This window comes from Clostridium sp. C1 (assembly GCF_018223625.1).
Classification (GTDB): domain Bacteria; phylum Bacillota_I; class Bacilli_A; order Erysipelotrichales; family Coprobacillaceae; genus Allocoprobacillus.
On the sequence record NZ_CP073631.1, the window covers coordinates 1147826 to 1165898 of the forward strand.

General features: G+C 31.9%; 18 protein-coding genes, 2 tRNA genes and 1 other annotated feature. Of the genes, 2 read left to right on the forward strand and 18 right to left on the reverse strand.

The genetic code is table 11. The features are described from left to right. Nucleotides 1-46: 46 nt before the first annotated feature. The 13 genes from KEC48_RS06280 to KEC48_RS06340 all read right to left on the reverse strand — a co-directional run bounded on the left by KEC48_RS06280 (nucleotide 47) and on the right by KEC48_RS06340 (nucleotide 13234). A complete protein-coding gene (locus KEC48_RS06280) occupies nucleotides 47-1120 on the reverse strand; it encodes a beta-propeller fold lactonase family protein (RefSeq protein WP_087357706.1) in 1074 nt (357 codons plus the stop codon). Between the two features lie 59 nt (nucleotides 1121-1179). Beyond that, complete coding sequence (locus tag KEC48_RS06285) at nucleotides 1180-1428, reverse strand: DUF1292 domain-containing protein (RefSeq protein WP_205089747.1); 249 nt, start codon at nucleotides 1426-1428, stop codon at nucleotides 1180-1182. 2 nt (nucleotides 1429-1430) lie between these two features. After that, nucleotides 1431-1853 carry a Holliday junction resolvase RuvX gene (gene ruvX / locus KEC48_RS06290; RefSeq protein WP_087357704.1) on the reverse strand — a complete coding sequence of 141 codons (423 nt, stop codon included), beginning with the start codon at nucleotides 1851-1853 and terminating at the stop codon, nucleotides 1431-1433. Next, nucleotides 1853-2110, reverse strand: a complete 258-nt coding sequence (locus KEC48_RS06295; protein ID WP_087243145.1) for an IreB family regulatory phosphoprotein — start codon at nucleotides 2108-2110, stop codon at nucleotides 1853-1855. Before KEC48_RS06295 ends, ruvX begins: the two co-directional genes overlap by 1 nt. Nucleotides 2111-2173: 63 nt before the next feature. Beyond that, the gene (gene alaS, locus KEC48_RS06300; RefSeq protein ID WP_211964938.1) at nucleotides 2174-4783 is read right to left on the reverse strand and encodes an alanine--tRNA ligase; all 2610 of its coding nucleotides are present in this window, start codon (nucleotides 4781-4783) and stop codon (nucleotides 2174-2176) included. A 34-nt stretch (nucleotides 4784-4817) separates the two neighbouring features. Further along, nucleotides 4818-5017 (reverse strand) — a binding site (T-box leader). A gap of 31 nt (nucleotides 5018-5048) precedes the next feature. Continuing rightward, complete coding sequence (locus KEC48_RS06305; protein ID WP_211964939.1) at nucleotides 5049-5579, reverse strand: dihydrofolate reductase family protein; 531 nt, start codon at nucleotides 5577-5579, stop codon at nucleotides 5049-5051. A gap of 6 nt (nucleotides 5580-5585) precedes the next feature. Further along, nucleotides 5586-6539, reverse strand: a complete 954-nt coding sequence (locus KEC48_RS06310) for a Na/Pi symporter (protein ID WP_211964941.1) — start codon at nucleotides 6537-6539, stop codon at nucleotides 5586-5588. Between the two features lie 56 nt (nucleotides 6540-6595). Next, entirely contained in the window at nucleotides 6596-7633 is a 1038-nt protein-coding gene (locus KEC48_RS06315) for an AI-2E family transporter (RefSeq protein ID WP_211964944.1), read from the reverse strand. A 49-nt stretch (nucleotides 7634-7682) separates the two neighbouring features. Beyond that, nucleotides 7683-7820 (reverse strand): hypothetical protein, encoded by a 138-nt coding sequence (locus KEC48_RS06320; protein ID WP_162607639.1) that lies wholly within the window; start codon nucleotides 7818-7820, stop codon nucleotides 7683-7685. A 42-nt stretch (nucleotides 7821-7862) separates the two neighbouring features. Next, nucleotides 7863-10055, reverse strand: a complete 2193-nt coding sequence (locus KEC48_RS06325; protein WP_211964946.1) for an ATP-dependent RecD-like DNA helicase — start codon at nucleotides 10053-10055, stop codon at nucleotides 7863-7865. Beyond that, nucleotides 10055-11188 carry a tRNA 2-thiouridine(34) synthase MnmA gene (gene mnmA / locus KEC48_RS06330; protein WP_087357698.1) on the reverse strand — a complete coding sequence of 378 codons (1134 nt, stop codon included), beginning with the start codon at nucleotides 11186-11188 and terminating at the stop codon, nucleotides 10055-10057. Before mnmA ends, KEC48_RS06325 begins: the two co-directional genes overlap by 1 nt. 92 nt (nucleotides 11189-11280) lie before the next feature. After that, nucleotides 11281-12201 carry an ROK family protein gene (locus KEC48_RS06335; RefSeq protein ID WP_205089742.1) on the reverse strand — a complete coding sequence of 307 codons (921 nt, stop codon included), beginning with the start codon at nucleotides 12199-12201 and terminating at the stop codon, nucleotides 11281-11283. Between the two features lie 52 nt (nucleotides 12202-12253). Beyond that, nucleotides 12254-13234, reverse strand: a complete 981-nt coding sequence (locus tag KEC48_RS06340) for an RluA family pseudouridine synthase (protein ID WP_087357696.1) — start codon at nucleotides 13232-13234, stop codon at nucleotides 12254-12256. Nucleotides 13235-13459: 225 nt separating this feature from the next. Here KEC48_RS06340 and KEC48_RS06345 point away from each other — a divergent pair, with 225 nt between their 5' ends. Then, nucleotides 13460-13990: an NUDIX hydrolase gene (locus KEC48_RS06345; RefSeq protein WP_211964948.1), complete on the forward strand. Its 531-nt coding sequence runs from the start codon at nucleotides 13460-13462 to the stop codon at nucleotides 13988-13990. A 72-nt stretch (nucleotides 13991-14062) separates the two neighbouring features. On the opposite strand, the gene KEC48_RS06350 is transcribed toward KEC48_RS06345, so the two are convergent. The 3 genes from KEC48_RS06350 to KEC48_RS06360 form a co-directional block, all read right to left on the reverse strand. Further along, nucleotides 14063-14139: transfer RNA gene (locus tag KEC48_RS06350), tRNA-Asp, on the reverse strand. Between the two features lie 30 nt (nucleotides 14140-14169). Next, nucleotides 14170-14260 (reverse strand) — tRNA-Ser (locus tag KEC48_RS06355). A 95-nt stretch (nucleotides 14261-14355) separates the two neighbouring features. Further along, the gene (locus tag KEC48_RS06360; protein ID WP_211965409.1) at nucleotides 14356-15684 is read right to left on the reverse strand and encodes a 6-phospho-beta-glucosidase; all 1329 of its coding nucleotides are present in this window, start codon (nucleotides 15682-15684) and stop codon (nucleotides 14356-14358) included. A 123-nt stretch (nucleotides 15685-15807) separates the two neighbouring features. On the opposite strand from KEC48_RS06360, the gene KEC48_RS06365 reads away from it, so the two are divergent. Next, nucleotides 15808-17145: a PLP-dependent aminotransferase family protein gene (locus KEC48_RS06365; RefSeq protein WP_211964950.1), complete on the forward strand. Its 1338-nt coding sequence runs from the start codon at nucleotides 15808-15810 to the stop codon at nucleotides 17143-17145. Here the strand turns inward: KEC48_RS06365 and KEC48_RS06370 are convergent. Beyond that, complete coding sequence (locus tag KEC48_RS06370; RefSeq protein WP_211964952.1) at nucleotides 17140-17292, reverse strand: CorA family divalent cation transporter; 153 nt, start codon at nucleotides 17290-17292, stop codon at nucleotides 17140-17142. The two genes, KEC48_RS06365 and KEC48_RS06370, sit on opposite strands and share 6 nt — an antisense overlap. Next, the gene (locus tag KEC48_RS06375; RefSeq protein ID WP_211964954.1) at nucleotides 17283-18065 is read right to left on the reverse strand and encodes a CorA family divalent cation transporter; all 783 of its coding nucleotides are present in this window, start codon (nucleotides 18063-18065) and stop codon (nucleotides 17283-17285) included. Before KEC48_RS06375 ends, KEC48_RS06370 begins: the two co-directional genes overlap by 10 nt. Nucleotides 18066-18073: the final 8 nt, after the last annotated feature.

Consider the following 18073-nt stretch of genomic DNA (forward strand, 5'->3'; position numbering starts at 1 on the left):
TTCACTCATTTTTTATCCATTTCAACAAAAAAGAGCATTTCTGCTCTTATAATCCTCTTCCTTCAATCAAACAAACAGGTTCACCAACCATATAACTGAAATGTGTTTCAAATAAAACGCCCTTAGATTCACCACGTTTTAATTCAAAAGATTCAATCGTTCCACCTTTTTGGCAAGCTACAACAACATATTTATCAATAACGAGAATCATTTGTACAGGTTTTTCATCTGTATCGGTATTATCTACTGTATTCAACATACCTGTTGTTGTATCAACTTCAAAAGTTGTAATAGAATCATGACCACTGTTAGAAACGAAAAGATAATCTCCTTTTTCATTCATTAAAATATCAGTTGCTGTATTTTGACCTATATATTCATCTGTTGGATAGGTCATGACTTTTTGCACTAAAGACATTTGTCCATCCTGATAACGATATACAAAAACTTGACTTGATAATTCATTTAAAACATAGGCAAATTGTCCATCAGATGAGAAAATGATTTTCTTAGGTCCAGAACCCGCCTCTAATTTTAAAGTCAGTTCATCATTGCGATAAAGTCTTCCTTTTTCACCAATATCATACAAAACAACCTCATCTGTTCCCAAATCACAGACAACCATTCTATGATCCGGTGTCATATCTATAAAGCATGGATGAGCTTCACTCTGACGTTTTGGATCAATACTACTTCCCGTATGTTTAATTGTTTGAACAACTCTAATAAGTTTCTGTTTTAAAATAGCAATAACGACAACTTCACTATTATAGTAATCCACAGCATAAGCATAAGTACGATCTTCATTCACATAACTATTGACATATGTTTTTCCATGATCTGTTGATTTGGCAACTAAACCAAATTGTAAATCCATTGATGCGTATTGCCATAATCCACCATCTGTAGGTCTACCTGTATTATTTTTATAACATACATAAATAAAACGTTCACGTTTAGAAATAGCAATAGGATTCGCTAATGACTTATAAAACTTCTTTTTTAAAATTTCCCCATTATCAATATCCAAATGAAAAACATAGATTCCTCTTGTTAGATCATTTCCATAACTTCCTACAAATATTGGTTTGACTTTTCTTTTTTTAAAAAATAATCCCATATTTTCCTCCTTAATAAAGAAGGGTAACATCAGTTACCCTGTGATACCAATCCATGTTATTATTCTTCATCTTCAGCCATAAAGCTATTAAAGACTTCTTCAATCATATCCCATTCATCAGGTGTTTCAATAGGATATAAGTTCCCTTCATCATCATAGATAGATGAATAAACTTGTGCATCTTCATCATCTGCATCATAATATAAAACATATTTTTTTCCAGTATCTTCACTATCAAAAGTAAAAAGTACATCAAATTCTAATTCATTACCGTCATCATCAATGACCTGTATTTTATTAACGTCCATGATTATCTCCTTTGACCATCTAAGTAACCTTGTAAAATTTGTACAGCTGCCATCTTATCAATGACTTTTTTTCTTTTTTTACGAGAAACATCTGCAAAAATCAGTTGATTCTGTGCCATCACCGTTGTTAATCTTTCATCAATCAAAACAACTTCAACATCCATCATCTTTTCCAGTCTTTCTTTAAAAGCCATAGAAATTTGTGCTCTTTCTCCTAAATCACCATTCATATGTTTAGGTAAACCAAGAACAATTGTATGAATATGATGTTCTTCAACAATTTTTTGAATATGTCTGGCAGCACTCTTATAATTATTTTCTTCAAACCGATAAGTTTCAACACCATGAGCAATCATTCCCAAAGCATCACTCATCGCAATCCCACAAGTTCTTGAACCTAAATCTAAACCTAATATTTTTTCCACTATTTAGACTCCAGATAGAACTTCACAAGTTCTTCAATAATCTCATCACGATCAATCTGTTGAATAATTGAACGTGCCCCTTTATGGCTTGAGATATAAGCAGGATCGTTAGAAATCAAATAACCAGCAATTTGATGAACTGCATTATATCCTCTTTCATCTAAAGCATTAGCAACTGTCATTAAATGAGAATGGATAACTTCTCTTTTAATTTCTTCTGAATTAAATAGACGTGTTTGAGTAAAATCTTTTCCCATTTGTACTACCTCCCATCTATATAATCTATATTACACTAAATAATTGCAAATTGCTAGTAAAACTTAGAATTGTGCTTTGATTTGTGCAATAGCTTCCTTAATCTGTGATGCGTCTTGACATCCACCTTGAGCAAAGTCTGGCTTTCCACCACCACGACCATTAGTCACTTGATTGATTGTTTTTATCATATCTCCAGCCTTATAACCATCTTTAACCATAGATTTTGTAAGTGCCACAAAATATGAGATTTTTCCTTCATAAGTATTAACCATCACAACAAAACCATGTTGTAATTGATCTCTTAAATCAAAAGTCATTTGTTTTGCTGAAGCAACATCTTTACTTTCTTCTACAAATAAGAATTGAATACCATTAATATCTTCAATATTTTTTGTCTGTTCTTTTGCTGATAAGGCATTGATTTGATCTAAATATTGATTTCTTTCTTTTCTTAATTCATTTGTTTCTTCGATAAAATGTGTTACTTTTTCAATTGTTTCATTCTTATTTTTAATTTTTAATAAATCTTGAACCTGATTTAATAAAGCTTCACTTTCTTTAAAAGCACGGTAAGCCTGAATAGATGTGACAGCTTCAATACGTCTAACACCAGAACCAATGCTTTCTTCACCAACAATTTTAAAGATACCAATTTCAATACTATTAGAAACATGGCATCCACCACATAATTCTTTAGAATAATCACCGACACTGACAACACGTACAACATCACCGTATTTTTCATCAAATAAAGCCATTGCTCCAGATTTCATTGCTTCATCTTTACTCATAGATTGAATACAAACATCTAAACCATTAAAAATCTGTTCATTGACTTGATCTTCTACTTGTTTCAATTCTTCATCTGTTACTTTTTGAGGATGCGTAAAGTCAAAACGCAATCTTTGATCATCAACATAAGAACCTGCCTGTGAAACATGATCTCCTAATACATTTTTAAGCGCTTTTTGTAAAAGATGTGTTGCTGTATGATTATGTGTAATCAAAGCACGTTTTTTCATATCTACATGAAGTGTAAGAACATCACCTATTTTAACACTTCCGTTTGTCACATGAATAGTATGCAAATGTTGTTGATGTGGAGCTTTACAAACATAAGTCACATTAACATCAGTACTTTCATTGTTCATTGTTCCTGTATCAGCACATTGACCACCCATTTCAGCATAGAAGGTTGTCTGATCTAAAATGATTTCACCTTTTGTATCAATCGCATCACATTTGACTCCATCAACAAATGTCGCAATGACCTTTGCCTGAATTGGTGCAGGATTATAGATAAATTCAGATGGTTCATCAAAAGCCATTAAATCTGGTTTTTGTGAACACATTGATTCCATATCTCCACGTGCATTTCTGGCACGTTCCTGTTGAGCTTTCATTTCTGCTTTAAATCCTTCTTCATCGACTTCAAAGCCTGATTCTTGAGCAATTTCCACAGTTAATTCTAATGGGAAACCATATGTATCATATAATTTAAAAGCATCTTGACCATTTAATAAATAATTCTCACTCTTTTGTAACATCTGATTTAATAATCTTTCACCATTAGATAATGTTTTGTGGAATGCTTCTTCTTCTTTTTTCACCAAACCACTGACATAGTCTACTTTTGATGGTAGATAATCATAGAAATCTTTCATGATATCCGCAACCACACCAACTAGTTCATACATAAATGAATGATCAATACCAATCTTTTTACCATAACGTACTGCACGTCTTAAAATTCTTCTTAAAACATAACCACGTCCAGCATTATCAAATAACGCACCATCGCTTAATGCAAAAGTCACAGTACGGATATGATCAGCAATCACACGATAAGCCATTTTGTTATCTTGATATGGAACCTTTGCAAGCTTTTCAGTCGCATGGATAATTGGTAAGAATAAATCAGTATCAAAGTTTGTTTCTCCCTCTTGAATAATGCTGACAAGTCTTTCAAGACCCATTCCTGTATCAATATTTTTTTGTGGTAATTCTTTATATTCTTTACGATCAATGGCAGGGTTGCAGTCATATTGTGAAAAGACAACATTCCATACTTCAATGTAACGATCATTTTCCATTTCATCAAAGAATAGTTTTTCTCCTAATCCTTCTGGATCATATTTTTCTCCACGATCATAGAAAATTTCAGAATCTGGTCCACCTGGTCCTTCACCAATTTCCCAGAAGTTATCATATGTTTTTAAAATATGACTTGGCTCAACATGACAAACTTCTGTCCAGATACGATAAGCATCTTCATCATCAGTATAAACACTGACATATAATTTGTCTTTATCAAACCCAATCCATTCTGGACTTGTTAAAAACTCCCAAGCAAAAGGAATGGCTTCTTCTTTAAAATAATCTCCAATTGAGAAGTTTCCTAACATTTCAAAAAATGTATGATGTCTGGCAGTTTTCCCTACATTTTCAATATCATTTGTACGAATAGATTTTTGTGCATTTGCAATACGATTACAAGCTGGTTTTTCTGTTCCATCAAAATATTTTTTTAATGCTGCAACACCAGCATTGATCCATAATAAAGTAGGATCATTGTGGGGAATCAATGATGCCCCTGGTTCAATCATATGTCCTTTAGACTTAAAAAAATCCAAAAACATCTGACGCACTTGATTTCCTGTTAATTGTTTCATAATTTTCCTCCTTTGAATAAAAAAAGTCATTCCTAAAAGGAACGACTATTATCGCGGTACCATCCTCATTCATAATGAATATTCATTATGCTCTTTAATCGTTAACGCCGACATACGTTGATGTTTTCATCACTCTTAGAAGGTAGCTTTCTTTATAAGCTTCTAGAAATTTGCACCAACCATTTCCTCTCTATAAGTTCACTTATAAATACTTTTCTTCTTCAACGATTTGACTTTGATATTATATCCAATTTATCATAAAAAATCAATACTTCTTCTCATATTCAATATCAACAATCCCATTATAAACATATGTCTTGATTAAAGATAATCTTTTTTCATGATCAAAGTCTTCAAATAGACGTGCTCCTTTACCAATTAAAGCAGGAATCATAGAAATATGATACTCATCTATCATATTAGCTTGGATTAATGGAGTAATAAATTGTTGACCTCCACAAATCCAGATATCCTTTCCAGCTTCTTGTTTTAGTCTTTTAACTAAAGTGCAGATATCTTCCAAAGTAAAGACAATATTATCAAAAGATAATTGTGTTATTGATGATAAAACATAAATTTTCAATCCCTGATGAATCTGTTGCTCTAGTTTCTTTTGCATCATTTGAAAAGTTTTTTCACTCATAATGACACAATCAACATGTTTTAAAAGATGATAGTAACTTTCAGTTGGTGGATATGAAGTATTGTCACCATGTAACCAGTCAATACGACCATCTTGATCAGCCATATATCCATCTAAACTCATTGCAATATATAAAATAACTTTACGCATCATTGATTCCTACTTTCCATGATTTTTATAGTGACTTGGATATATCCATTGAATGACTTTCATTAAATAAGGTTCACACAATAAAACAATGAATGTGGTGAGTATATTATAGAAAGTATGCATATTGGCAATTTGATGGTTTGGGGATAAGGGTGATATATTTTTAATCATATCAATCAAAGGTAGGCATTGACATAAAACAAGAAAGCTCATAGCTCCTACAAGATTAAAAAGGAAATGAAAAAGAGCCAGACGTTTACCATTACGACAACCAGATAAAGAAGCTAAAAAACCTGTGATACAGGTTCCTAAGTCAAAACCTAATAAAAGATAAACTGACTGTTGAAATGAAACAAGCTGTTGCATCGCTAAAATTTGTAAAATGCCTACGGATGCTGATGAACTTTGAATGAGTGCCGTAAATAACATACCCATACCAACACATAATAAAGGATTTTGAAGTTGTATAAAAAAACCAATAATCCATGAGGAATGTTGTAATGGCAGCATGGATTGTGACATCATTTCTAATCCCATAAACAAAAGACCTAAAGCCATCATGACTTGGCCTATAAGCTGTTTGATACCTTGACTAATCAAATAAAACAAAACTCCTATAAATGATAATGCAGGCGCAAAAGCACCGATATCTAAGGCTATCATCTGTCCAGTAATAGTCGTTCCAATGTTGGCTCCCATCATAATCCATATTGCTCTTTTTAAAGTCATAATATGAGCATTTAAAAAACCAATCAATATCACACTCATAGCTGAAGAACTTTGGATCAAAGCTGTTAAAAGTATACCCACTCCTATCGCTTTCATGCGATGATTGGTTAATTTTAAAAGAATGATTTCCAGTCTTTCTCCCAGTCCTGATGTCAATCCTTGTGACAACATATTCATTCCCAAAAGAAATAAAGCCAGTCCTCCTAATAAACCCAAATAATGTGTTGCTGTCATGAATTCACACCCCTTTATTATCATATATGATAATAAAAAGAAAATTTGAGAAATTCTTATTCATTTTCATGATGTATTATTCTTTGAATATCTTCTCTAATATGTAAATTCTTTAATAATTCTACAAGAAAAATCACATAGGATAATAATAATGGTGAAAAGATCATACCTACAATACCAAATAAATCACCAAAGAAGGTTAATGCTATAATAAGATAGATGGGGTGTATTTGAATGCCTCTAGAAAAAAGATAAGGCTGTAAATAGGAAGATTCCAGATATTGTAAAACCATAACCACAACAAAAGAAGCATAACCTAAATGTTGATCAATAAAAAACTCATAAATAATCACAGGAATACCACCAATATAAGGTCCAACATAAGGAATCAGATTTGTCAAAGCTAAAAATAAAGCAATCCAGATTGCATAATTTTGATTGATAAAGAAAAAAGGTATCAAACACATGATAAAGAAAAAGATAAAATCTAGAATCATAGATTTCATAAATTGATAAGTTGTTAATTTGAGTTTTTTTAGTGTTTGCATACAGATACCTTGTTTTTCAAAAGGTAAGTAGATAATCGCTTTTTCAATGAGATGTAAATTATCATAAGATAAATAAAAAGAAATACCTAAAGCAATTAATATATTACCTGCCCAATATATAACGGTCTGTGTCCAACCATTAAAAATATCAATAAAATAATCAATAATCTGATAGTCTTCTAAAAAACGAATAAATGTTGAAAAAATGGGATTGACCATGATTTGACTATCACAAATGCGATGATAAAATAAAAGACATTGATCTAATAAATAAGGAATAAGAAAATAACAACTTAGAATAAATAATAATGAAAATGATAAATAAAGATGTGTAACAACGATTTTTCTTGATAAACGATCATTTGTAAAATAATCAATAATGGGATCAATTAAGAAATGAAAAAACAAAGCTATTAACAATGGAAATATCAATCGTAAAAGATAGCTGATAAGTGCTCCAATACGAAACAATGTATACACATAGTATAATAAAATCGCACATAGACTCAATAAAATAAGAGATTTTGCTATATTTTCTTTTTTCATAAAACCTCCTCGAGAAGAAAAGGACTGTTCATCAGTCCTTTTGTACTTCTTAAAGTTGTTCTTTAATCGCTTTTTTGGCTTTATGAACACTATGTTCAATGCTATCTGCACATGGCATATCACTCATCATAATCATTGCCGCAGCAACAATTCCTGCCGAGAAAAAAGCAACAGCTAATTTTGACATGATTATTCACTCCTTTAAAAGTACATTCTTAGTATGTCCTCATTATTCAAAATCATACAAAGAAATCTCTGGAGTTTTTTTCATTCTTTCAATTAATGTTGTTTTTCTTCTTTCATCCTGTTTATGTGTAATACCATAAACAAAAGCCTGATGACTTCCCAAAAACCATAAAGATTGTTTTGCTCGTGTGAGTCCAGTATAAATTAGATTTTTCTTCAACATAATATAATAGTCTTTAAGCACAGGCATAATCACAATTTTAAACTCATTCCCTTGTGATTTATGAACACTCATACAGTAAGCATGAGTTAAAGTATAAAACTCCTGTGGTGTATATTCTACAATCGTTCCATCAAAATCTACAATCATCTTATCTGTTAAATATTCAAAATTATCCTTATAACAAATCTCTACTAAAGTTCCTATATCACCATTAAAAACATTATCTTCAACACGATTTTTTAACTGTAAGATTTTATCTCCTTCTCTAAATACTCTTTTGCCCACACGCAATTCATTTTTAAATCCATCCGATGGATTCAACAATTCCTGTAAACAATCATTTAAAGCATCAATACCAGCAACTCCATTATACATCGGTGCTAAAACTTGGATATCTTGTCCATCATAGCCATCTTCTAATGCTTTGGATACAAGAACACGTACATACTTCACAACATCATAAGGTGTACATGTTTGAAAATGTATATCTGAATATTGAAAAAACAAGTTTTCATCATACTGATCATTACGAATACTATGTGCCAGTTGGACAATACCACTTTCTTTAGATTGACGATAGATGTAATGCAAAGCAATGGTAGGAATACATTCACTTTCTATTAAATCTTTTAAAACATGTCCTGGTGCAACAGATGGTAATTGCTGATCATCACCAATTAATAAAATCTGACTAACTTTTTGACACGCTAATAAAAGATGGGAAAATAACAACGAATCAACCATTGAAAACTCATCAATAATGAGTAAATCAACATCCAAAGGATTTTTTTCATTAACCGCAAAAGTATTGGTATGTAAATCCCATTTTAATAAACGATGAATTGTACATGCCTCAACACCAGTGACTTCACTTAAACGTTTTGCAGCTCTCCCAGTTGGGGCAACAATGGCTAATCGCTGATCAGGATTTAAACGTTGATAAATCTTAATCATCGCATTGACAATTGTTGTTTTTCCTGTTCCCGGTCCTCCTGTAATAATCATGGCTGAATGTTCCATAAAAAGTTTAATCGCTTCTTTTTGAAAATCATCATATTCAATAAAAAGTTCTTTTTCTAAATCTTCTAAAATCTTGTCTATGTCTTTTGAATCAATATCATAAAGAGGTGTATGTAGCCATCTTTTAAAGATTTGTGATATGTTGATTTCACTTTGATATAACTCATAAGGATAATAACGATCTTCTTCTTGAATAATCTTGTTTTGTTCTAAAACATCAGTAAATGCTGCTTCAAAGCTCTCATCATCTATTTGAGGTATATATCTATGAAATCTTTTGACAATTGTTTCATAGTTATGATAAGTACTTCCATCTTGAAAACAGGCTTCTTTTAAAGCATAGACAATGGCTGCCTGTATACGATGATGATCATATTGATCAACACCTATCTTTAAAGCTAAATCGTCCGCTGTCTTAAATCCTATTCCATCAATATCATCAATAAGCTGATAAGGATTATTTTGTAAAATATCCAATGTTTTTTCTTGATAAACAGCTTGAATTAAAGCCAGATGACGTGTAGAAATGCCATGTCCCATAAAAAACATCAAAACTTCCTGATCAAAATCCTGTGAAGACAAAACACTAGCTATGGTTTCACGCTTGGTTTCATTCATACCACGAACATGATCTAAAACATGTTTATCTTCTTTGATTTTGGTTAATGCATCTTTTCCTAAAACTTCTACAATAGCTGTTGCCTGTTTTTCACCAATACCTTTAAATAAAGGACTAGATAAATAGCGAATGATTTCACTTTCTTCATTCGCTAAAACAATCTCATAAGATTGAATTTGAAATTGTTTACCATATTTAGGATGAATAATATATTCTCCCTGAAAATGATATTTATCATGAAGATTGACATAACTCATATAACCTGTCGCTAAAATCGGTTTATCTTCCTGTTCACTATCAATCAGACAGACAATAAACTTAGTATCTTCACTATAAAATTTAATACGTTTTATAATTCCCGTATATGTCAACATTATAAGTATGTAATCTCCTTATCATCTTTATACACCTTTTCAATTGTGCCACCACCCAAGCAAACATCACCATCATAAAAAACTGCTGCTTGTCCTGGAGTAACGGCTTTAACAGGTTGCTTAAAAGTAACGAAAAGCGTATTTTCATCAATAAAACGGACAGACACATCATTATCTTTTTGACGATATCTAAATTTTGCTGTACAATCATAATCACCTTGTGGTTTTTGGCTGCTGATCCAATTGACATCCGTAATCAAAGCACCTTCACTCATTAACCACTGATTTTGATCACCTTGACACACATATAAAATATTTTCATCATATTTCTTCCCAACAACAAACCACGCATCTCCAGCTCCGCCAATGCCTAAACCTTTACGTTGCCCAATCGTATAGTACATAATTCCCTGATGTTGACCAACAACCTGATTCGTTTCAATATCCACCATTTTTCCTGCTTTTGCAGGAATATAATTTTTCAAGAATTCTCTAAAATCTCTTTCTCCAATAAAACAGATTCCTGTACTATCTTTTTTATGAGCAACCGGAAGCTTTAAATCTTCTGCCAATTTTCTAACTTCTGGTTTTGTCATATGACCAATAGGAAAGAGTGAAGATTGTAGTTGAGATTGATTTAACTGACATAAAAAGTATGTCTGATCTTTATTAGAATCAACCCCTCTTAACATAACAGAATCTGCACCTTCATGATGTTCTACACGTGCATAATGACCTGTCGCAATATAATCTGCCTCAATAGATCTGGCATAATCTAAAAATGCCTTAAATTTAATATGTTTATTACATAAAATATCTGGATTCGGTGTTCTTCCTTTGGCATATTCTTCTAAAAAATAAGTAAAAACATGATCCCAATATTCTTTAATAAAATCTACACGTCTTAACTCAATACCTAGATGCTCTGCAACTTTCTTGGCATCATTATAATCTTTTTCCTGTGGGCAGATATCATCATTATTCGTTGGATTTCCTAAAATATCATTATTTAAAGATGAATCCCAGTTTCGCATAAAAACACCAATGACTTCATACCCTTGCTGTTTTAAAACATAAGCAGCAACTGCACTATCCACACCACCACTTAAACCTAATACAACTCTTTGTTTCATAGACGCCTCCTTCTTGGTTATTCTATCATTTTCTTTACAAATTATAAAGAAAAACCGATAAAGATGTAAAACAACTTTATCGATTTTCATTATTATTTCAATTTAGACATTGGAAGCATCGCAGCACCGATAGCACCACAGTCTTCTAATTCTCTTTCTAAAATAGGAATATGTCCTCTCATACCAACATGGATTTTTGCATTAAACTGCTCAACCAATTGATCATAGAAATATTTTTTAGATTTCATGACACCGCCACCTAATACAAAGCAATGTGGATCAACAGTATGCGCAATATCAGCTAACATTGTTGCCAGTTCACTAATACATTCATCAACAATACCTTTGGCTTTCATATCTCCTTCATCAGCCAATCTAAAAACATCTCCAGCATGATGTACACGTTCTTCACCTAAAATTTCTTTCCCTTTACGTGTAATCGCCGTTCCACTTGCTTCACCTTCAACTGCACCCGGATTTAAACCACCAAATTTATATCCATTATTTTTAACAATGATATTTCCTACTTCACCAGCATGACCACGTCCTCCAGATACAAGTTGACCATTTACAACAAATGCGCCACCAATTCCTGTAGAAATAGTCACATAATAACAAGTTGGTTTTCCTTTTCCAGCTCCTAGTAAAGCTTCTGCCAATCCAGCAACATTGGCATCATTATCAATAAATACAGGCAAATTAAAACGAGTTGAAAGTTTTTCACAGATAGGATAGTTTTCAAATCCCGGTAAGTTTGTTGCCATAATCATGACACCATGTTCTGTATCAACTGGTCCCGGAACACCAATTCCAATTCCTTGAACATTTTGAATACCACCACAAACTGAACAATCTAAACTTTCAATTTGTCTGATAATTTTTGAACAAACATAGTCAGGTCCATTTTCTCTTTCAGTCGCATCTTTGACTTCACTGTATGACTGTCCATTTTCGTCAACCAAAAGAGTACGTACATTTGTTCCACCTAAATCAATCCCAATATAATATTTCATTCTAGTTCTCCTTCCTTCATTTATATTTATTATACAATAAAACAAACCGTTTTCATAGCTTCTTTTCATGAAACAATTTATTTTTCAAAACTTCTAAATGATGTGGTAAAGGACAAGTAATCACCTGATCCTGTAAATATTTTAAAGAACCTATTGGTTTAATAAAACAAATAGAATAAGCATGCAAAAACTGATTTTGAAAATGATAAGTTTTTTTCAAATAACGATTCAATTCAAAATCTCCATATTTACTATCACCAATGATAGGATGTCCAGCACTGGATAAATGTAAACGTATCTGGTGCGTTCTTCCTGTAATAATTTTCACTTTTAATAATGAATATTTTTGATTTGATTGAATATTTTCAACAATGGTATGCATTTTTAATGCGCCTTCAGTCGAAGGTGATACCATTCTCGCCAAAGAGCGATCACTATCTTTTTTCATATATCCAATTAACTCACCACTAGGCATATAGCCTTTACAGATCGTTAAATAGGTTTTATCAATACAATGACGTTTTTTCATCATTTCATTTAAATCCTGTAAAGCTCTCATTGTTTTTCCAAAAATGACAATTCCACTTGTATTACGATCCAAACGATGAACAGGACCCGGTGTAAAACCTAAAGTTTGGTTTGGGTCATATTCTCCCTTTTGATATAAATATGTTAAAACTTGATTGGATAATGTATTGACATCTTCATGGATATCTTCATGAACTAATAATCCGGCTGGTTTATTAACAATCAAAACATTATCATCTTCATATAAAACATCAAAAGTGATGGGTAAATCAAAAATACTTTGTGGTTGTGTTAATTCTAAAAAACGATCTTCATACAAAAATAATTCAACCAGATCTCCTTTTTTTAAAATATAGTTTTCTTTTACTCTGACACCATTCACTTTCACATCTTTTTTTCTTAACATCTTATAAATCATTTGAGGTGGTGCTTGAGAAAGTAATTTTTTTAAATACTTATCAATTCTTTGATTTTCATAATTTTCATCTATTCTTAAAGTTTTCATGTCATCACCTCTTTCATTTTAACAAAGTTTGATAGAAAAAAATATACATTTTTAATTGAAAGCCTTTACAACTTTTAAATCTCTGTTATAATTATCTATGTTAAGTGGTTCTCACTTAAACATACCCCCTATTATTACCCTAACGTGTAAAATAATAGAGATAAAAGAAAGTATGCTCCCCCGCATACTTTCTTTTTATGTTATAATTGGCATGAGGTGAAAATCATGGAAAAAGAAATTCAAAGAACAGTGATTTATGATGGGAAAATTATGCAGGTAACACGTGAAGAAGTTGAATTAGAAAATGGTGAACATGCTTATCGAGAAGTTGTTTATCATCATGGTGGTGTCTGCATTTTAGCTATCAAAAATCATCAGATTCTTCTTGTAAAACAGTTTCGTTATCCTAATCGTATAGAAACATTAGAAATTCCTGCTGGTAAACTAGAAGCAAATGAAAATCCCAAAGATTGTGCTTTTCGTGAATTAGAGGAAGAAACAAACAATCGTGCACGTGGGATGAAGTTTATTATGAAAGTCTTACCATCTCCCGGTTATACAAGTGAATGGTTATATCTTTATGAAGCGATTGATTTTGAAGAAGTTGATGATGCTTTAGAGGGTGATGAAGATGAATTTATTGATATTGTGAAATTAGATATTGATGAAGCTTATCAAAAAGTTTTAAATGGAGAAATTGTTGATGCGAAAACTGTTATTGCGATTATGTATGCTTATCAGCAAGTTCATCTTTAAAAAGTGGTTTTCCACTTTTTTTATTTTATAAGACAAAAAAAGTTATCCATATGGATAACCTTACTTTTATATTGGCGGTCTGGACGGGGCTCGAACCCGCGACCTCCGCCGTGACAGGGCGGCATTCTAACCAACTGAACTACCAGACCAATATATATACACTGCCAAGAGTTTTTCAATGGCGGAGACAGAGGGATTTGAACCCTCGCGCCAGTTTCCCGACCTACACCCTTAGCAGGGGCGCCTCTTCAGCCTCTTGAGTATGTCTCCTTCAGTTGCCTAACTATAATAACATACCTTTTTAAAGATTTCAATACTAAAATGAAAAAAGTTTATATAAAAAAAAAGAGTTGAAAAATCAACTCCTACTTGTTAAAAAATTGTGGTAAATAATCTTTATGTGCTTCTAATAATTCATCAATAACAGTATTAGCGATTTCGTCACTTGGACATAATGGATTCATATTTAAAGCAGTGACTGCTAAATCACGATCCCCTTTAATCGCTGCTTCAATAACTAAACGTTCAAATGTTTTCATCATTTGTACATATCCACTGATTGGTAATTTTAAAGCTCCCGTCGCGATTGGTTGAGGACCATTGGCAGTGATACGACAAGCCACTTCAACAGCACTATCCATTGGTAAATCTGCAATGGCTCCATTATTGCGTACATCTACGTATTGAATATCACCTTTATTTGTATAAATAGAAGCAATTAAATTACATGCAGCATCTGAATATTTTGCTCCACCACGCATTGCCAGCTGTTCTGGTTTTTCTTGAAGTTCTTCATGACTATATAATTCAAATAATTCTTCTTCAGTCTTGCTGACAACTTCACCACGCACTGTTCCTGTTTTGAACTGTTCTAATTCTTCTTCTAATTGTTCTTTTGTAAAGAAATAGTAATTATGATATGGACATGGAATAGCGTTTAATCCTTTGATAAAGGATGGAGAATATGGTAATGATACAAAGTTTTTCATTTGAATAGTATCTTCTAGTTTTAAATGTGCATATTGATTTAATAATTCATCAAAACGAGAAACACCATCAACAAAAACATCTGTCGCAAAAATAAAATGATTAACACCTTGAATTTGCATTGTCACTTGACTTTCATCCACATTTAACATCTTCGCAAAACCAGCGACCATATTCACTGGAACATTACAAAGTCCAATGGCTTTTTTAAAGTTTGTATAACGTAAAATAGCTTCTGTGACCATTCCTGCTGGATTAGTAAAGTTAATCAGCCATGCATCGGGACATAATTCTTCAATATCTTTGACAATATCTAAAATAACGGGAATAGTACGAAAAGCCTTAAACATTCCTCCTGCTCCATTGGTTTCTTGTCCAATCATGCCATGACTTAATGGAATTCTTTCATCTAAAACACGTGCTGGTAAACGTCCAATACGCATTTGTGTTGTGACAAAATCAGCATCTTTCAAAGCTTCACGACGATCATAACTTAAAATAATCTCCATTGGTACTCCCGCTTTTTTGACCATACGCTTTGCCAGCGCACCAACCGTTTCTAGCTTTTCACGTCCAGCTTCAATATCTACCAACCATAATTCTTTTACTGGTAAGTGAGCATATCTTTTGATAAACCCTTCTACAAGTTCTGGAGTATAACTGCTTCCTCCTCCAATTGTTACAATTTTTACACCATCTTTATTCATCATTTGACACCTCTTTCTTTTTGACGTCTTCATTATAAAATAGTTATATAAAAATGCAATCCATCATATCATTAACTATACCGGTACAATTATTTATGTGGTATAATAAAAATGGTGATTAATATGACAAAATATGAATACTTAGCTCAATTATTAGAACAGGATATTATCAATCATAAATATAAACGTGGAGAAAAACTTCCTTCGATTCAAATGCTATCTAAACAATATCATTGCAGTAAAGAAACAGTCATCAAAGCCTATCAGTTGTTAGTGCATCAGCATTTGATTTATGCTAAAGCACAAAGTGGCTATTATGTTTTAGGTAGCCCTGTTTTACCATCGCCTTCTACCCATCATTATTCCTTAGAAACAGGTAATCCACCTATTCATGCAACTTCACTGGAAGATGCGAAACATTGCCTATCTTTAGCAATCGACGAATATCGTGAATCGTCTTTAAATCTTTCTTTACAGGGAGTTCAATCATTACGTCAAACACTAGCAGATTATTTTTTTCAAATGGGTATTTATACAAAAGAAAGCTCTATTTATCTGATTCAAGGCATTACTCAGACACTTTCTTTTTTATCTTCTATGACTTTTCCCAATCATCATTCATATATTTTAATCGAAGAACCCACTTATAGTTATTATGTACGCTTTCTTCAATCTTTATCCTTACCTGTTTTAACAATTTCTCGTGATGAAAATGGCATTGATTTACAACAGTTACAATTTCTTTTTGAACATTATGATATTAAATTCTTTTACACTATTGCACGTAACCATAATCCACTGGGAACAACCTATCCTACCAAATTACGTCAAAAAATCGCAGCTCTCGCATTAAAATATAATGTCTATATTATAGAAGATGATTATTTTGGTCATTGCAGTTCAACTTCTCATTATCTGCCTTTATTTTATTATATGGAAGGCAAAAACTGTATTTATTTAACTAGTTTTTCAAAAACCATTCCTTATATCCGTATTGGTGTCGCAATCGTTCATCAGGATTTTCAAGAAACATTTGACCAAATGACTCATCAATCTTACTATTATTCTTATCAGTTGCCATCCCTTATTTCTCAGGCAACATTAGAATCTTATATTAAAAGCTCCCTCTATGACAAACAGACACAACAACTTCAAAATCATCTCAAAAAAGATTATCAAGTCATCAAAAAAATCACTCAAAGCTGGGATTCTCAACTTTTAAAAGTGATTTCAAGTTATTCAGGTTATTATTTCACAATTCAATTTCTTGTTTCTATTAACTTAGATGTTCTCCAACAAAAACTAAGAAAAAATCATATAGAGATTGCCAGAAACGAAAGATGTTTTTATAATCCTTCACATTTTCAAAATTCTATCCGTTTAAGTCTGGCTAGAATTGATCATCAGGATTTAAAAAAAGCCCTTGAATTATTTTATCAAACCTTTTTAGATTGTTTATAAAAACTTCTTTTTCTTAAATAAAATAATCAATCCCACCACAATGATGCCACTCAAAACAATGATAGCTGGATAACCATAAACACTTTTTAATTCTGGCATATTTTCAAAATTCATACCATACCATCCAGCAATCAAAGTCAATGGCATAAAATAGTTGTGACAACTGTAAAAAACTGCATTGTTTTATTCAATTTATAATCTTCTCTTGATTGATGTGCTGTTTGAGCCTGATTCAAGATTTCTCTTAACATTTCTACATTTTTAGATAAACGTTCAATGCGACGTGTAAAAATTTCAAAATAACGTGAATCGTCATCTTCAAAAATATGATGATGGTTCATTTCTAAGTCTTCTCCTATAGTCATCAGGTTTTCATAATAATTTTGTAAAAGCAAAAGTTCTTTATTCAACTGTCGTAATTGATTGGTAAAACTCATAGCATCTTCTTCGTGTGATTCTAGTTCTTCTATTTCATTTTGAAGTTCTTCTAAATAGCGATAATCTGCTGCCAGTAAATCACTTAAAAAATAATAAACAAGACGTGTAATAGAAACATCTCTTTGTAAGACATCATCTGTTGATGATTGAAAGACTTCACGAATATGCTGATCTTCATCATCAATGACGACAACTAAAAATAAATGTTTAAAGATAAATAAGGCTAGGGTATCCTTTTTTACAAAAATGTCACGAGCATTAATTAAATGTATTAAACCATAGTAATAATGATAGGCAGGAATAATCATATTTTGATGAAACAAAGATGGATCTTCTAATCGTTCAATAGAAGTCTGTTCAATACCTAATTGTTGATAACAAGATTTTAATTCATCTAAACTCATCATTCCAATATAACGATGATTTTCTTGAATATCTTGAATATTCACTTGTACTTTATGATGATCAACCTGATAAATCATAATCTTCC

Excerpts from the sequence above, each read along its gene's own strand:
- KEC48_RS06280 (WP_087357706.1), bottom strand. The coding sequence starts at position 1,120 with ATGGGATTATTTTTTAAAAAAAGAAAAGTCAAACCAATATTTGTAGGA.
- KEC48_RS06285 (WP_205089747.1), bottom strand. The coding sequence starts at position 1,428 with ATGGACGTTAATAAAATACAGGTCATTGATGATGACGGTAATGAATTA.
- KEC48_RS06295 (WP_087243145.1), bottom strand. The coding sequence starts at position 2,110 with ATGGGAAAAGATTTTACTCAAACACGTCTATTTAATTCAGAAGAAATT.
- alaS (WP_211964938.1), bottom strand. The coding sequence starts at position 4,783 with ATGAAACAATTAACAGGAAATCAAGTGCGTCAGATGTTTTTGGATTTT.
- KEC48_RS06305 (WP_211964939.1), bottom strand. The coding sequence starts at position 5,579 with ATGATGCGTAAAGTTATTTTATATATTGCAATGAGTTTAGATGGATAT.
- KEC48_RS06310 (WP_211964941.1), bottom strand. The coding sequence starts at position 6,539 with ATGACAGCAACACATTATTTGGGTTTATTAGGAGGACTGGCTTTATTT.
- KEC48_RS06315 (WP_211964944.1), bottom strand. The coding sequence starts at position 7,633 with ATGAAAAAAGAAAATATAGCAAAATCTCTTATTTTATTGAGTCTATGT.
- KEC48_RS06320 (WP_162607639.1), bottom strand. The coding sequence starts at position 7,820 with ATGTCAAAATTAGCTGTTGCTTTTTTCTCGGCAGGAATTGTTGCTGCG.
- KEC48_RS06325 (WP_211964946.1), bottom strand. The coding sequence starts at position 10,055 with ATGTTGACATATACGGGAATTATAAAACGTATTAAATTTTATAGTGAA.
- mnmA (WP_087357698.1), bottom strand. The coding sequence starts at position 11,188 with ATGAAACAAAGAGTTGTATTAGGTTTAAGTGGTGGTGTGGATAGTGCA.
- KEC48_RS06335 (WP_205089742.1), bottom strand. The coding sequence starts at position 12,201 with ATGAAATATTATATTGGGATTGATTTAGGTGGAACAAATGTACGTACT.
- KEC48_RS06340 (WP_087357696.1), bottom strand. The coding sequence starts at position 13,234 with ATGAAAACTTTAAGAATAGATGAAAATTATGAAAATCAAAGAATTGAT.
- KEC48_RS06345 (WP_211964948.1), top strand. The coding sequence starts at position 13,460 with ATGGAAAAAGAAATTCAAAGAACAGTGATTTATGATGGGAAAATTATG.
- KEC48_RS06360 (WP_211965409.1), bottom strand. The coding sequence starts at position 15,684 with ATGAATAAAGATGGTGTAAAAATTGTAACAATTGGAGGAGGAAGCAGT.
- KEC48_RS06365 (WP_211964950.1), top strand. The coding sequence starts at position 15,808 with ATGACAAAATATGAATACTTAGCTCAATTATTAGAACAGGATATTATC.
- KEC48_RS06370 (WP_211964952.1), bottom strand. The coding sequence starts at position 17,292 with ATGCCATTGACTTTGATTGCTGGATGGTATGGTATGAATTTTGAAAAT.
- KEC48_RS06375 (WP_211964954.1), bottom strand. The coding sequence starts at position 18,065 with ATGATTTATCAGGTTGATCATCATAAAGTACAAGTGAATATTCAAGAT.